At 66.0% G+C, this 13848-nt stretch carries 11 protein-coding genes; 6 read left to right on the top strand and 5 right to left on the bottom strand.

Annotation, left to right across the window (positions count from 1 at the left end; all coding sequences use genetic code 11):
- Positions 1–5: 5 nt before the first annotated feature.
- The gene (gene fdnG / locus DVT68_RS14300; RefSeq protein WP_484488901.1) at positions 6–2474 is read right to left on the bottom strand and encodes a formate dehydrogenase-N subunit alpha; all 2469 of its coding nucleotides are present in this window, start codon (positions 2472–2474) and stop codon (positions 6–8) included.
- A 12-nt stretch (positions 2475–2486) separates the two neighbouring features.
- The gene (locus DVT68_RS20915) at positions 2487–3080 is read right to left on the bottom strand and encodes a molybdopterin-dependent oxidoreductase (RefSeq protein WP_114825760.1); all 594 of its coding nucleotides are present in this window, start codon (positions 3078–3080) and stop codon (positions 2487–2489) included.
- Positions 3081–3426: 346 nt separating this feature from the next.
- Here DVT68_RS20915 and DVT68_RS14290 point away from each other — a divergent pair, with 346 nt between their 5' ends.
- Positions 3427–4500 carry a catalase family peroxidase gene (locus DVT68_RS14290; protein WP_114825759.1) on the top strand — a complete coding sequence of 358 codons (1074 nt, stop codon included), beginning with the start codon at positions 3427–3429 and terminating at the stop codon, positions 4498–4500.
- Positions 4497–5147 carry a cytochrome b gene (locus tag DVT68_RS14285; protein WP_114825758.1) on the top strand — a complete coding sequence of 217 codons (651 nt, stop codon included), beginning with the start codon at positions 4497–4499 and terminating at the stop codon, positions 5145–5147. Before DVT68_RS14290 ends, DVT68_RS14285 begins: the two co-directional genes overlap by 4 nt.
- 93 nt (positions 5148–5240) lie before the next feature.
- On the opposite strand, the gene DVT68_RS14280 is transcribed toward DVT68_RS14285, so the two are convergent.
- On the bottom strand, positions 5241–5669 hold the full coding sequence (locus tag DVT68_RS14280) for a ku family containing domain-containing protein (RefSeq protein ID WP_114825757.1): 429 nt from the start codon (positions 5667–5669) through the stop codon (positions 5241–5243).
- A 131-nt stretch (positions 5670–5800) separates the two neighbouring features.
- A complete protein-coding gene (locus DVT68_RS14275) occupies positions 5801–7657 on the bottom strand; it encodes an ABC transporter ATP-binding protein (protein ID WP_147281741.1) in 1857 nt (618 codons plus the stop codon).
- Positions 7658–7941: 284 nt separating this feature from the next.
- On the opposite strand from DVT68_RS14275, the gene DVT68_RS14270 reads away from it, so the two are divergent.
- Complete coding sequence (locus DVT68_RS14270; protein WP_114825755.1) at positions 7942–8571, top strand: PadR family transcriptional regulator; 630 nt, start codon at positions 7942–7944, stop codon at positions 8569–8571.
- Positions 8572–8753: 182 nt separating this feature from the next.
- On the opposite strand, the gene nfi is transcribed toward DVT68_RS14270, so the two are convergent.
- Positions 8754–9455, bottom strand: a complete 702-nt coding sequence (nfi, locus tag DVT68_RS14265; protein ID WP_114825754.1) for a deoxyribonuclease V — start codon at positions 9453–9455, stop codon at positions 8754–8756.
- An 87-nt stretch (positions 9456–9542) separates the two neighbouring features.
- Here nfi and DVT68_RS14260 point away from each other — a divergent pair, with 87 nt between their 5' ends.
- The 3 genes from DVT68_RS14260 to DVT68_RS14250 all read left to right on the top strand — a co-directional run bounded on the left by DVT68_RS14260 (position 9543) and on the right by DVT68_RS14250 (position 13826).
- The gene (locus DVT68_RS14260) at positions 9543–12008 is read left to right on the top strand and encodes a DUF3772 domain-containing protein (protein WP_114825753.1); all 2466 of its coding nucleotides are present in this window, start codon (positions 9543–9545) and stop codon (positions 12006–12008) included.
- A 98-nt stretch (positions 12009–12106) separates the two neighbouring features.
- Positions 12107–12922: a helix-turn-helix domain-containing protein gene (locus DVT68_RS14255; RefSeq protein WP_114825752.1), complete on the top strand. Its 816-nt coding sequence runs from the start codon at positions 12107–12109 to the stop codon at positions 12920–12922.
- A 64-nt stretch (positions 12923–12986) separates the two neighbouring features.
- Complete coding sequence (locus tag DVT68_RS14250; RefSeq protein ID WP_114825751.1) at positions 12987–13826, top strand: DUF72 domain-containing protein; 840 nt, start codon at positions 12987–12989, stop codon at positions 13824–13826.
- The last annotated feature ends 22 nt before the right edge of the window (positions 13827–13848 follow it).

Below are 13848 nucleotides of genomic sequence, written 5' to 3'. Positions count from 1 at the left end.
TCCCCTCAGGCCGTCACGGGTGCGCTGGTCTTTTCCACATCGACCAGGAATGCCTTGAATTCGGGCGTCTGCGTGTTCGCATCCCCCACCGGCGGCGTCAGTGAATTGGCGCCGTAGCCCTTCCTCGCCTGTCCCGTGAAGCCCCAGTGCAGTGGCACGCCGATCACGTGGGTGGGCTTACCGTCCACCGTGAGCGGCTTGATGCGCTTGGTCACATAGGCCTTGCACACCACCTCGCCGCGCTTGGATTTGACTTTCACCCAGCCGCCCTGCTCGATGCCTTTTTCCTTCGCCAGGGCCTCGCCGATCTCCACGAACTCCTCCGGTTGCAGGATCGCGTTGATCAGCGCGTGCTTGGTCCAGAAGTGGAAGTGCTCGGTGAGGCGATAGGTGGTGGCCACGTACGGGAAGCTCTTCACATCGCCGAACGTCGGACGGTCGCTGGCCAATACGCGCGCCACCGGATTCGAACGCACCTTCGGATGCAGCACGTTCTCCACCGGCGATTCCAGCGGCTCGTAGTGCTCGGGGAATGGACCGTCCACCATCTGGTCGCGCGCAAACAGACGGCCCAGGCCTTCGGCATTCATGATGAAGGGACCGACACCGTCGGAGGGTTTCACCGTGGGACCGTAGTCGGGCACGTCGACGCCCACCCAGCGCGCGCCGTTCCATGAAATGACCGGCTTGGACGGATTCCACGGCTTGCCATCCGGATCCGCGCTGGCGCGGTTGTAGAGGATGCGCCGGTTGGCCGGCCACGCCCACGCCCAGTTGGGCGCAATGCCCTGCTCGCGTGGATCGGTGGCGTCACGACGCGCCATCTGGTTGCCCTTCTCGGTGAAGCAACCCGTGAAGATCCAGCAGCCCGAGGCCGTGGTCCCGTCGTCGCGCAGCTGCGCGAAGCCATCCAGCAAGGTACCGGCCTTGGTCACCGCGCTGGTGGTCGCATCGGTGAGATCGGTGAGCGCGCGGCCGTTCATTTCCTTGGCCAGCTCCTCGGGATCGGGGTCGATCGGGTTGGTGTAGTTCCACGTGACGTTGAGCAGCGGATCGGGGAACGCGCCGCCTTCCTTGCGATACATGTCGCGCAGGCGATGGAAGATGCCGCTCATGATCCAGATGTCGGACTTCGCCTCGCCCGGACCATCAGCCGCTTTCCAATGCCACTGCAGCCAGCGTGCCGAATTGACCAGCGAGCCGTTCTCCTCGGCAAAGCAGGTGCAGGGCAGCTGGAACACTTCGGTCTGGATCTCGGCGGACTTGGCCGGGTTCTGCGGACCGAAGTCCTGCCAGAAGCGCGAGGTTTCCGTATCCAGCGGATCCATGGTCACGAGGAATTTCAGCTTGCTCAGACCACGACGGCTCCGACCGCGATCAGGGAAAGCCTGCAGCGGGTTGAAGCCCTGGCAGATGTAGCCGGTCATCTGCCCGTTGTTCATCATGTCGAAGGCCTTGATGATGTCGTACAGCGGGATGTCCAGCTTGGGCAGCCAGTCGTAGGCCCAGTCGTTCTCCTGCTTCGCGGCGTCGCCAAACATCGCCTTCTGGAAGCTGACAAAGAATTTGCGGTAGTTCTGCCAGTAACTGGTCTGCCCTGGCCGCAATGGCTTGTACAGCTTGGTCGACATGTAGACGTCGAGGCTGGTGTCCTTGTCCTGGGGCAAGGTCATGTAGCCCGGCATCAGGTTGGAAAGCAGGCCTACGTCGGTGAGCCCCTGGATATTGGAATGGCCGCGCAAGGCGTTCATGCCGCCACCGGCCACGCCGATGTTGCCCAGCAACAGCTGCACCATCGCCATCGTGCGGATGTTCTGCGAGCCCACCGAATGCTGCGTCCAGCCCAACGCAAACAGGCTGGTCATCGCCTTGTCCGGCGCGGCGGTGCTCGCCATCAGCTCGCACACGTGCAGGAATTTGTCCTGTGGCGTGCCGCAGATCCGCGACACCATCTCCGGCGTGTAGCGCGACACGTGCTGCTTGAGCAGGTTGATCACGCAGCGCGGATCCTGCCAGGTGTCATCGGACTTGGCGAAGCCCTGGTCGTCCAGCTCGTAATCCCAGCTCGACTTGTCGTAGCTCTGCTTTTCCTCGTTGAAGCCGCTGAACAGGCCATCCTGGAAACTGAAGCCGTCCTTCACGATCAGGCCGGCGTTGGTGTACGCGCGCACGTACTCGTGCTGGATGGCGTCCTTCTCCAGCAGGTAGCGGATCACGCCATTGAGGAAGGCGATGTCGGTGCCCGGGCGGATCGGCGCGTAGTAGTCGGCCACCGAGGCCGTGCGCGTGAAGCGCGGATCAACCACGACGAGCTTGGCGCCGTTCTCGATCTTCGCCTCGATCACCCACTTGAAGCCGCACGGATGCGCCTCGGCGGCATTGCCACCCATCACGACGACGATATTGGCGTTCTTGATGTCCTGCCAGGTGTTGGTCATCGCGCCACGACCGAATGATGGGGCCAGACTGGCCACCGTCGGTCCGTGTCAGACACGCGCCTGGTTATCGAACACCACCATGCCGAGGGAGCGCACCACCTTCCACGTGAGGTAGGAGGTTTCGCTGGAAGACGCCGAGGCGGCCAGCATGCCTACGCTGGTCCAGCGGTTCACTGTCGTGCCCGCGGCGTTCTTCTCGACGAAGTTTTCGTCGCGATCGTCCTTCATCAAGCGGGCGATGCGATCGAGCGCGAAGTCCCAGGAGACTTCCTTGAACTCGGTGGCGCCCGCTGCACGATAACGTGGAACCTTCAGTCGCGTCGGCGCATGCACCACATCGAGCAGCGCCGCGCCCTTCGGACACAGCGTGCCGCGATTGACCGGATGATCCGGATCGCCTTCGATGTGGATGATGTTCGAGTGGGCGTTCTTGGCGCGGTCGCCCATGCTGTAGATCAGCAGGCCACAGGCGACCGAGCAGTACGTACAGGTGTTGCGCGTTTCAGTCGCGTGGGTGAGCTTGAAAGGTCGCACGGCGGCGGCTTGCGCCTCCCCTGCAGCCCCGAAACCAAGCATGCCGAGGCTCGATGCTGCCAAGCCCAGGCCCGTGAACTTGATGAACTCGCGGCGAGTGAGTGCCATCGCTTGCGCTCCCGGGATATCTGGTTGGACTTGCGCCCAAAGCCATGAGCGCGGATGTCGCGGAACCATCTCCGTGAAGACGACGGGATCCCTCCCGTACTGTTCAAAAATGTAGCATGAATTCCACGGTGGAAGCGTCACGTTGCTGGTGACTGCAGGATGTGACGACGCCGTCAACGCGCAGCGTTTTCTTATACGGCCATCGTGGTCGATGGCCTGATGTCGCCACGGGGCCTGTGGCCGGTCGTATCGCCAGCCTCATCCCGTGTCGACATCGGCGTAACCTTGTAAGCCTCCGCAGCGAAATCGGCTTGTCACCCAACAAGCCTCAGATCGGGAGCCCCTCATGCTTGAGCCGGAACGCACGCCGCCCGCACGCAGCACCTGGCGCTGGGCCGTCATTGCGGCGTCGGTGGCGGTGCTTCTGTTGTTGTTCGGCTACACCGCCGGCTGGCTGGCTCCGCATCGACTCACCCCGCAACGCATCGTCGACGCCCTGCAACGCAATGCCGGGCTGCATCCGGGCTACCGACGCAATCACGCCAAGGGCATTTGCGTCACCGGTTACTTCGACAGCAGCGGCAATGCATCGGCGTATTCGCGCGCCATCGTGTTTGCGCCAGGACGCACGCCGGTGGTGGGCCGCTTCGCCATCCCGGGCGGCAATCCGGGCGCGCCCGACGGCGGCACGCCGGTGCGCAGCCTGGCCCTGCGCTTTGACCTCGCCAACGGCCAGCAATGGCGCACCGGCATGAACAACTCGCCGGTGTTTCCGGTAGCGACGCCGCAGTCGTTCTACGAGCAGCTGGTGGCCAGCCGGCCCGATCCCGCCACCGGCCATCCCGATCCATTGAAGCTGGCCGCGTTCTACGCAGCGCATCCGGAGACCGGCGCTTTCCGTGCCTGGGCCAAGGAGACGACGCCCTCCTCCAGCTACGTCACGGAGAGCTACTACGGGCTGGATGCGTTCTACCTGATCGATGCGGGCGGCAAGCGCCACGCGGTGCGCTGGTCGGCTGTACCGGAAGCGGCCGCAGGAGCGAGTGAAATGGCGTCCGCCACGGCGCCGGATGTCCTCGCCGGGGATCTGCAGCAGCGGCTCGCCAACGGTCCGCTGCGCTGGCGCCTCATGCTCACCCTGGCCGCCCCGGGCGACCCCACCAACGACGCCACCCGCGCGTGGCCACCGGATCGACACATCATCGATGCCGGCACGCTGGTGATCGAGCATGTGCAGCCGCAGGATAACGGTCCGTGCCGCGACATCAACTACGACCCGACCGTGCTGCCGGATGGCATCGTCGTGTCCGACGATCCGTTGCTCGCCGCCCGCTCCGCCGCGTATGCCAACTCCTATCTGCGCCGTACCAGCGAACACGCGGGTGTCCCCGGCGCGACCCGCGTGGAACGCCAGCCATGAGCCGACCGGACAGTTTTCATCCGCTGGCCCGTTTGCTCCATTGGCTGATGGCGCTGGCGATCCTCGCCATGCTGTTCGTCGGCGTAGGCATGGTGGCCACGGTATCCACCCGGCACCAGTGGCTGTTGGCCATCCATCGGCCGCTGGGCGTCACCATCCTGTTGCTCGCCCTGCTGCGGCTGGGTGTGCGGCTGCGCTGGCGACCTCCGCCGTTGCCGTCGGACATGCCGACCATCATGCAGTGGCTGGCGATTTCCTCGCACTGGCTGCTATACGCCCTGATGATCGGCATGCCGCTGATCGGATGGGCCATGCTCTCGGCAGGCGGCTTCCCGGTGATGCTCGGACGCTCCTGGCATCTGCCGCCCATCCTGCCTGCCAACAGCGCGTTGTACGCGTGGCTGCGGCTCGCTCATGGCGTGCTGGCCTACCTGTTGTTCTTCACCATCCTGGGGCATATGGCGGCGGCGCTGTACCACGGCCTGATCCGGCGCGACGGTGTGCTGTCCAGCATGACTTTCCACCGGCTCCCTCGTCGCAGATCACCCGCACCGTCGACCAATACCGCGCCGGAGGCGGGCGACATAGGCAGCCCATCGCAGACCGATCCGCCTGACTCTCCCGGGTACGGGACGCCTCCCTTGTAGGAGCGCGCGCTGTGCGCAAAGGCGCCTTGCCGCTCCCCCACGCAATCCCTCCTCGCGAGGAAAGTCTCGCGCACGGGGGCCAGCAGTTGGCGGTTATTCGCGAACGCGGGAGTGCATCGCCCGCATGCGGGCCGCCCGCGTGGCGCCGGCGGCGCGACTAGCTCCACTGCGAGCGGGAGCAGCCTTCTTGGCGGCAGCGCCTTTGGCGTGAGCGGCTTTCGGCGCCGATGCGGCGCGCTGCCGCTTCGGTGTCTCGACCGTCGTGCTCGCCTGGCGAGCGGCGGCCTTCAGGGCTTTCCTCTTCGTGACCGGACGCTTGCGACTGGCCGGCTTGGTCACGTTGCGATCCGGCGCCGCGACGCCGGCCCGTTGCGCGTCGGGCAGGCCGATGGCGATGGTTTCGGTGGCCGGGCGCTCCGCGTGCGTGCCGTCATCCCGGCGCTCGATCTCCCCGCGCACGAACACACCGGCCTGAGTGCTGGCCGATTTGCCGTCTCGCCTGTGCTTGCGCGCGCGAGCCATCGCTCTCTCAGTGGGCATGAGGCAGCTCCGGTGAACAACGAGAGTCTGATGCTGCCCGGGATGGTGTGAAGCACGGGGCAAATAAAACTAAAGCCGGCGAGGTCACCTGCTCGGCAACCGCTCCTGAAGGGCTACGCGATCGCGTTGTCTTCGGCGGGATCTTCGGCCGCCACGAAGCCGCCGGTCTGCCGACGCCACAGGCGCGCGTACAGGCCGTTGCGGGCGATCAACTCGGCATGCGTGCCGGTCTCCACGATCAGGCCCTTGTCCATCACCACCAGCCGATCCATGCGCGCGATGGTGGACAGGCGATGCGCGATGGCGATCACCGTCTTGCCGCGCATCAGCAGTTCCAGGCTGTCCTGGATCGCCGCTTCGGCTTCCGAATCGAGCGCGGAAGTCGCCTCGTCGAGGATCAGGATCGGCGCGTCCTTGAGCAGCACCCGTGCGATGGCGATGCGCTGGCGCTGGCCGCCGCTGAGTTTCACGCCGCGCTCGCCCACATGGGCGTCGTAGCCGCTGCGCCCCTCGCCATCCACCAGTTGCGGGATGAACTCGTCCGCCCTGGCCTTGCGCACCGCCTCGATCACCTGCGCCTCGGACGCGTCGGGCCGCCCGTACAGCAGGTTGTCGCGGATCGAGCGATGCAGCAGCGAGGTGTCCTGCGTCACCACGCCGATCTGCGCGCGCAGGCTCTCCTGCGTCACGTTGGCGATGTCCTGCCCGTCGATCACGATGCGCCCGCCCTCGAGGTCGTAGAGCCGGAGCAGCACGTTCACCAGGGTGGACTTGCCCGCGCCGGAGGGACCGACCACACCGATCTTCTCGCCACCGCGCACCTGCAGGTGCAGGCCGGCGATCACGCCACCCTTCTTGCCGTAGTGGAAATGGATGTCCTCGAAACGCACCGCGCCTTCGGTGACCTCCAGCGGCATGGCGCCGTCGTGGTCCTGCACGGTACGCGGCTGGGAGATGGTGCTGATGCCATCCTGCACGGTGCCCACGTTCTCGAAGATGCCGTTGATCACCCACATGATCCAGCCGGACATGTTGTTGATGCGGATCACCAGACCGGTGCTCAGCGCGATGGCGCCCACGGTCACCTTGCCCTGGCTCCACAGCCACACGGCGAGCGCCGACGTTCCGACGATCAGGAAGCCATTCAGGATGGTGATGGTGGCGTCCATCGCAGTGGTGAGGCGGGTCATCGCACGCATGCGGCTGATCTGCTCGCCCATCGCGTCAGCGACGTAGGTCTCCTCGCGATGGGTATGCGCGAACAGCTTGAGGGTGAGGATGTTGCTGTAGCCGTCGACGATGCGCCCCATCAGCCGCGAACGCGCCTCCGACTGCTTCCAGGAGCGCTCCTTGGTGCGCGGCACGAAGTAGCGCAGCGTCAGCACATAGGCGACCAGCCACAGCACCAGCGGCAACGCCAGCCAGTAGTCGGCCTTGGCGAACATCACGATGGCGCTGCCGGTGTAGATCGCCACGTACCAGATGGCGTCCACGATCTGCACGGCGGACTCCCGCAAGGCGCCGGAGGTCTGCATGATGCGGTTGGCGATGCGCCCGGCGTAGTCGTTCTGGAAGAAGCCCAGGCTCTGGCGGATCACATAGCGATGATTCTGCCAGCGGATGCGGTTGGTCAGATTGGGCACGATGGCCTGGTTGACCAGCAGGTCGTGCAGGCCGATCAGCACCGGGCGTGCGATCAGCGCCACGAAACCCATCCACAGCAGTTCGCGCCCGTGCAGCTGGAAAAAGTCGGCCGCCGGCGCGCCCTTGGCCATGTCCACGATGTTGCCGATGAAGCCGAACAGCGACACCTCGACGATGGCCACGCCGAAGCCGACCACCAGCGCCGCCGCGAATACCGGCCACACCTGGCGGAGATAGAACACATAGAAGCGCCACACCGACTGTGGCGGCATGCCGTCGACGGGGTCCTTGAAGGCGTCGATCAGCGACTCGAACCAGCGAAACAGCATGGGGGATCGTCCTTGGGAAGCAGTCGTGCGTAACAGCAGATGGGTGAAGGCGCGGGGCCGTGCTTTCAAGTCGAACAGGCGCTGCCCCTCCTGCTTCGGCCCGACACGCGACCATGCAGGTGCGCTGCTTGTGCGCAACTGCCCCGCCAGTGATGCGCCGGTCTCCCGGTCTTTCGCCGAAAGGGGGCTCCGATAGAGGGCAGATTCCCCAGGTCACTTGTCATTCGTCAAAGTTGCGATATATCTTAAGACCGTTACTTACGATATATCGGAGTGCAGCCATGCGACACCACTATTGCGGGGACCGGCACGACTACTTCCACCAGGGGCGCGGGGCCTGGATCCGCGAAGCCATGGGCCTCGGCCGAGGACGGGGCTTCGGCCGCGGATTCGGCGACGACGAGGGTTCGAGCGGCTGGGGCGGCATGGGCGGCCGCTTCCGCGGCGGCCGGGTGTTTGGCCACGGCGACCTCAAGCTGATCCTGCTCGCCCTGATCGCCGAGCAGCCGCGCCACGGCTATGAATTGATCCGCACCATCGAGGAGATGTTCGACGGCGCCTACGCGCCAAGCCCGGGCGCGGTCTACCCCACCCTCACCCTGCTGGAGGAACTGGGCCACGCCAGCGTGGAATCCGGCGACGGCAAGAAGCTCTACTCGATCACCGAGGTGGGCAAGGCGTTCCTCGCCGAGAACAAGGAGGCCGTTGAAGCGGTGATGTCACGCATGCAGCAGACCGCACAGATGTTCGCCCGCGCCGCGGCGCCGATGGCGCTGCGCGAGGCGATGCACAACCTCAAGCGCGCCCTGTTCATGCATGGCGGCCCGTGGAATGCGGTGGAAGTGAAGCGCATCAGCGGCATCATCCAGAAGGCGGTCGACGAGATCATCAAGGGCGGCAAGGAGAGTTGAGAGCCCTGGCGCGCGGAGGCTTCCAGCCAATGCGCACACTGCTCGTCATCCCAGCGAAAGCTGGAGGAGCTTCATAACAGCGAAGCTGGTCATCCAGCGACTTCTGCTTTTCGAACGCCAAGGCACTGGATCCCAGCTTTCGCTGGGATGACAGATGCTGCCTCATCGTGTGATCAGCCCGGTCACGGCGCCCGCGACTTGATATCCCGCCCGCGCCTCGACGCCAATCGATCCGCCAGTCGCGTCGGCTCCGGCAGGCGGTAACGTGTGCAGTACGCAAGCACCAGCGCCGGTGCGGTTTCCATACTGACGCGGTGCCCCGGCGAGACGATCAGCGGGCGGATGCGATCCTTGCTCCGCAATACCCAGCCAATCGTCCTGCCCTGGTGCATCAGCGGCACGCGATCGCCGCGCCGAGTCCCAACCGCATCGTGCGTGCCCACCAGGATCGACTTGGCCACGCCGATGGCCGGCAGGCCAGTCACCACGCCCAGATGCGCGGCGATGCCCAAGCCGCGCGGATGCGCCACGCCATGGCCGTCCACGAACACCAGGTCGGGCGTGCGCGGCAACTGCTCCAGCGCCTGAAGCACCGCCGGCAATTCGCGAAACGACAGCAGCCCCGGGATGTACGGCATGCGCGTGGGCAAGCGCGCGATCACTTCCGCCTGCGGCTCCATGGTCTGCGCATCGAGCAGCACAGCGGCGGCGCGCGTCACCGCCCCGTCCTCCTCGAAGCCGACATCGACGCCCGCCACATAGGGCAACGGCGGATGCTCGTCGACCAGGCGCACCTGCGCCGCCAGCTCGACTTGCAGGGCTCTTGCCCTGGCGACATCGCCGTCCCATGGCGGGGCGGCGTAGTGAGTGGTTCCCCGTTGCATCGAGACAGCGTGAAGACTGCGGTCTGAACAGATCGTCAAGGCAATTATTCATTGACCGGTTCAGGGCATGCCCGGGATCATGCCGCCATGCCTATCCTGTCCCGCCTGCTGCTGATCCTGCTGCTTGCCGCTTGCGGCGCCACCGGAGCGTTGGCCCAGAGCGGCCAGCAAACCGCGCCAAGTGGCCAGACAGCCGCACAGATTACGCCAGCGACCATCGCCAGCCCGGACGAGCTGAGCACGAAGCTCGACCAGATCAAGCAATCGCTCACCGACAAGACCAAACTGACCGACACCGTGCTGAGCGATGCGCGCAGCAAGGCGCTGACGTTGCAGCAGAAGGCAGACCAGCTCACCGCAAGCCTGCTGCCCCAGGCCGATGCGCTGAAGGCCAAGCTCGATGTGCTGGGACCGGCGCCCGAAAAAGGCGCGCCGCCGGAAACACCCGAGGTGGCAAGCCAACGCAAGCAGCTCGCCAAGGACAAGTCCGACCTCGACGGCCAGATCAAGCAGGCGAAGACGCTGAGCCTGGAAGGCCAGCAGCTGATCACTCAGATCGCCGGGCTGCGCCGCGACCTGTTCCAGGCGCAGATCAGCCAGCGCACGGCCTCGCCGCTGAGCGTGGCGTTCTGGCAGCGGATGATGCAGAACCTGCCGGACGACAGCGCGAATTTCGCTGCGCTCGGCAAGACGGTAAAGGGCGCGCTGGCGCAGGCGTGGCAGCCGGCCAACCGCACGCCGCTCATTGCCTGCCTGGTCGCGGCGATTGCACTGCTCGCGGTCGGCCGCCGCCTGCTCGAACACCAGATGCTGGACATGGCCAGCAAGTACCTGCCGTCGGGGCACCTGCGGCGCAGCGCGATGGCGCTGCTGATCACGTTGGTCACCACGCTCACCTACGGTCTGGCCACTTGGCTGGTCTATCTGGCGATCAACTGGAGCGGCGTCTACGACCAGGACCTGGACGACCTGGTGCGCCCGATCGTGCAGCTGATGTTCTTCGTGGCGACCTTGGCCGGTCTCGGTCGCGCACTGCTCAGCGCGAAGCGCCCGTCGTGGCGCCTGCCGCCGATCTCCGACGACCTGGCCAAACGGCTGAGCCTGTTTCCTGGCCTGTTCGCCTATACCGCGCTGCTGGTCGGCGTGCTTGAACGCGTCACCGCCGACATCGGCGCCAGCCTCGCCACCACGATGGCGGCGAACGCACTCGCTTCCATCCTGATTGGTGGCCTGGTGTTCGCAGCGCTGATGCGCATGGGTCGTGCGAGGCGTGCGCTGATCGCCAGTGGGGTGCGCCCGGCGGAACGTCCGCTGTGGGTGGGAGTGGTGGTGGGCTGCGCCTTCATCGGCGCCGTGCTGGCGCTGGCAGCGGTGGTGACCGGCTACATCGCGTTCGGCTTCTTCGTGGCGCGACAGATGCTGGGCGCGGGCTTCCTGATCGGCCTGCTCTACCTGCTGATGCACCTGATCAACGACCTGTGCGAGTCACTGCTCAACCCCGAGTCGCGCAGCGGCGTTCGCATGCAGGAGAATTTCGGCATTGCCCCGGCGCGGCTGGAGCAGTCCGCCACCGTACTCTCGGGTGTCGCCCGGGCATTCCTGCTGATCCTGGCCGTGCCGCTGATCCTCGCGCCCTATGGCGCCGGCCTGTCCGAGCTGGCGGACCGCGGCACGCGCATGTTCGCCGGCCGTTCGCTGGGCAGCCTCACCATCAACCCGACCAGCATCTTCAACGCCCTGATGGTGTTGCTGTTCGGCACGATCGTGTTGCGCCTGGTCAAGCGATGGCTGAGCAAGCAGCTGCTGCCCAAGACCTCGCTCGACGTGGGCATGCAGACGTCCATCGTCACCCTGCTCGGCTACGTCGGCGGCATCCTGGTGTTCGTGCTGGTGCTGGGCGCGCTGCAAGTGAACGTGCAGAGCATCGCCTGGGTCGCCAGCGCGCTGTCTGTCGGTATCGGCTTTGGCCTGCAGGCCATCGTGCAGAACTTCATTTCCGGCCTGATCCTGCTGGCCGAGCGACCGGTGAAGGTGGGCGATTGGGTGAGCATCGGTGGCGTGGAGGGCGACATCCGCCGCATCAACGTGCGCGCCACGGAAATCCAGCTGGGCGACCGCTCCACCATGATCGTGCCGAATTCGCAGCTGATCACCCAGAACGTGCGCAACGTGACCCTGGCCAACGCCCTGGGCCGCGTGCAGATCCGCCTGCCGATGCCGCTGAGCAGTGACGCGGGCAAGGTCAGGCACATCGTGTTCGGCATCCTGCGCGACCACCCCGGCACACTGACCGCGCCCTCGCCCAGCGTGCAACTGGACACGATCGATGCCGGCTCGCTGATGTTTGTGTGCACCGCCTACGTCAGCAACCCGCGCGATGCCGGCAACGTGAAGAGCGACCTGCTGTTCGAGATCATCGACAGCCTGCGCAAGTCGGGAATGCCGCTCACCACGCCGCAGGACATGGTGGTGCGCACCATGCGACCGGAGAAGGACGGCGGCGAGCCTTCACCCACCACCCAGGGCACGGTTATTCCAGGCAGCAAGACCTGACAGCGCCGGCCCATCCACGGGCTGCCAGGACGGGTGACGCCTACGCGGGGTTAATCCGCGTTTCCCTAAACTCCCGGTGAAGTTCGGGAGGCCATCCGATGGGTCACCTCGTCGCCGTACCTGCGCCGCCGCTTGATGCCCTGGTTTCCCGCCTGTGGGACTGGGACATGCCGCCCGCCACGCATCACTACGAGCGCGTGCTGCCCCAGCCGGGCGCCGGCCTGATCATCAATCTGCACGAAGACGAGACTCGCGTTTACAGCGACGATGCGGAGCGGCGCTGCACACGTGCGTCGGCTTCCGTGATCGGCGGCCCCTGCCTGCGCAGCCAGATCATCGACACGGCCGAACAGGTGCGCGTGATGGGCGTCGTGTTCCATCCGGGCGGCGCGCACGCGCTTACGGGCGAGGACCATGGTGTCCTTATCGAGCGCGATATCAACCTGGAAGACATTTTCGGCGCCAGTGCGCACCATCTGCGTGAACGTCTGCTCGACACTCCCTGCGCCACCCAACGACTGGCGTTGCTGGAGCAATGGCTGCAGGCGCACATGCGCATGCCGCGGCTGGCCCCCGAGGTGGACTATGCGCTCGATGAGATCGGCCGCCGACCACAGGTGGCGCGCATCGGTGCGCTGGTGCGCGAGACCGGCCTGTCCGATTACCGCTTCGGCCGCCTGTTCCGCCGCCAGGTCGGCATGGGGCCGAAGCGCTATGCGCGGCTGATTCGCTTTCGCAGCGTGGTCGATGCGGTGTACCGCAGCGCCCGGGTGGACTGGAGCGCCGTGGCGGCGGACGGCGGCTATGGCGACCAGGCGCACCTGGTTCGGGAGTTCCACGATTTCGCCGGCATGACGCCAAGCGCCTTCATGGCCGCGCGCGGTCCCTACCCCAACCATCTTCCGCTGGATTGAACCGCGCTCCTACAGGGAGACGCTGCAGCCGTGGCATCATGCTCCGCCCCAGCGGAATCGCCCCATGCCCAACGATCTGTTCTCACGGCCTGCCGGCAACGCCGCCGCGCGCATCCGCGTCGGCATTGGCGGCTGGAACTACGCGCCGTGGCGCAACAACTTTTATCCGGCCGGACTGGTGCAACGGCGCGAACTGGAGTTCGCCAGCCACCACCTGCGCGCCATCGAGATCAATGGCACCTTCTATGGCGCGCAGAAGCCCGCCATCTACGCCAAGTGGGCAGCGGAGACGCCGGCCGGCTTCGTGTTTTCGCTGAAGGCTCCCCGCTACGTGACCGAAGGCAAGCGACTGGCCGACACCGCGCGCGGCATCGACGGCTTCGTGTTCGGTGGACTGGCGGAATTTGGCGACCGCCTCGGGCCTGTGCTGTGGCAGCTGCCGCCCACGCGGCCGTTCGACCCCGATGACCTGGCCGCGTTTCTCGACCTGTTGCCGCGCGAACTCAACGGAAAGGCGATGCGGCACGTGCTGGAGGTACGCCACACCAGCTTCCTCGACGAGCGCTACGTGGCGTTGGCGCGCACGCATGGCATCCCCACGGTGTTCACCGATTCAACGCAGCACCCCTCACTGGCCGACATCACCGGCGACTTCACCTATGCACGCCTGATGCGCAGCCAGTCGCAACTGACCGCCGGTTACGCTGACGACGAACTCGACCAGTGGGGCGCACGCGCCCGGCGCTGGGCCGAGGGCAGTGACCTTGCGGAACTGCCGCACGTGGCCCCGCCGCTGGCGCCGAAAGGCCCGCGCGACGTGTTCATCTACTTCATCAGCAGCGCCAAGGAGCGCAATCCGGCCGCGGCGATGGCACTGCAACAGCGGGTCGACGCCGCCGGTTGAGCACGGACGTGCCGCACGGCGG

Origin of the sequence: Dyella solisilvae (assembly GCF_003351225.1) — a bacterium.
Lineage (GTDB): Bacteria > Pseudomonadota > Gammaproteobacteria > Xanthomonadales > Rhodanobacteraceae > Dyella > Dyella solisilvae.
The sequence above is the reverse complement of the archived record's forward strand: the minus strand, read 5'-3'. Positions and strand labels throughout refer to the sequence as shown.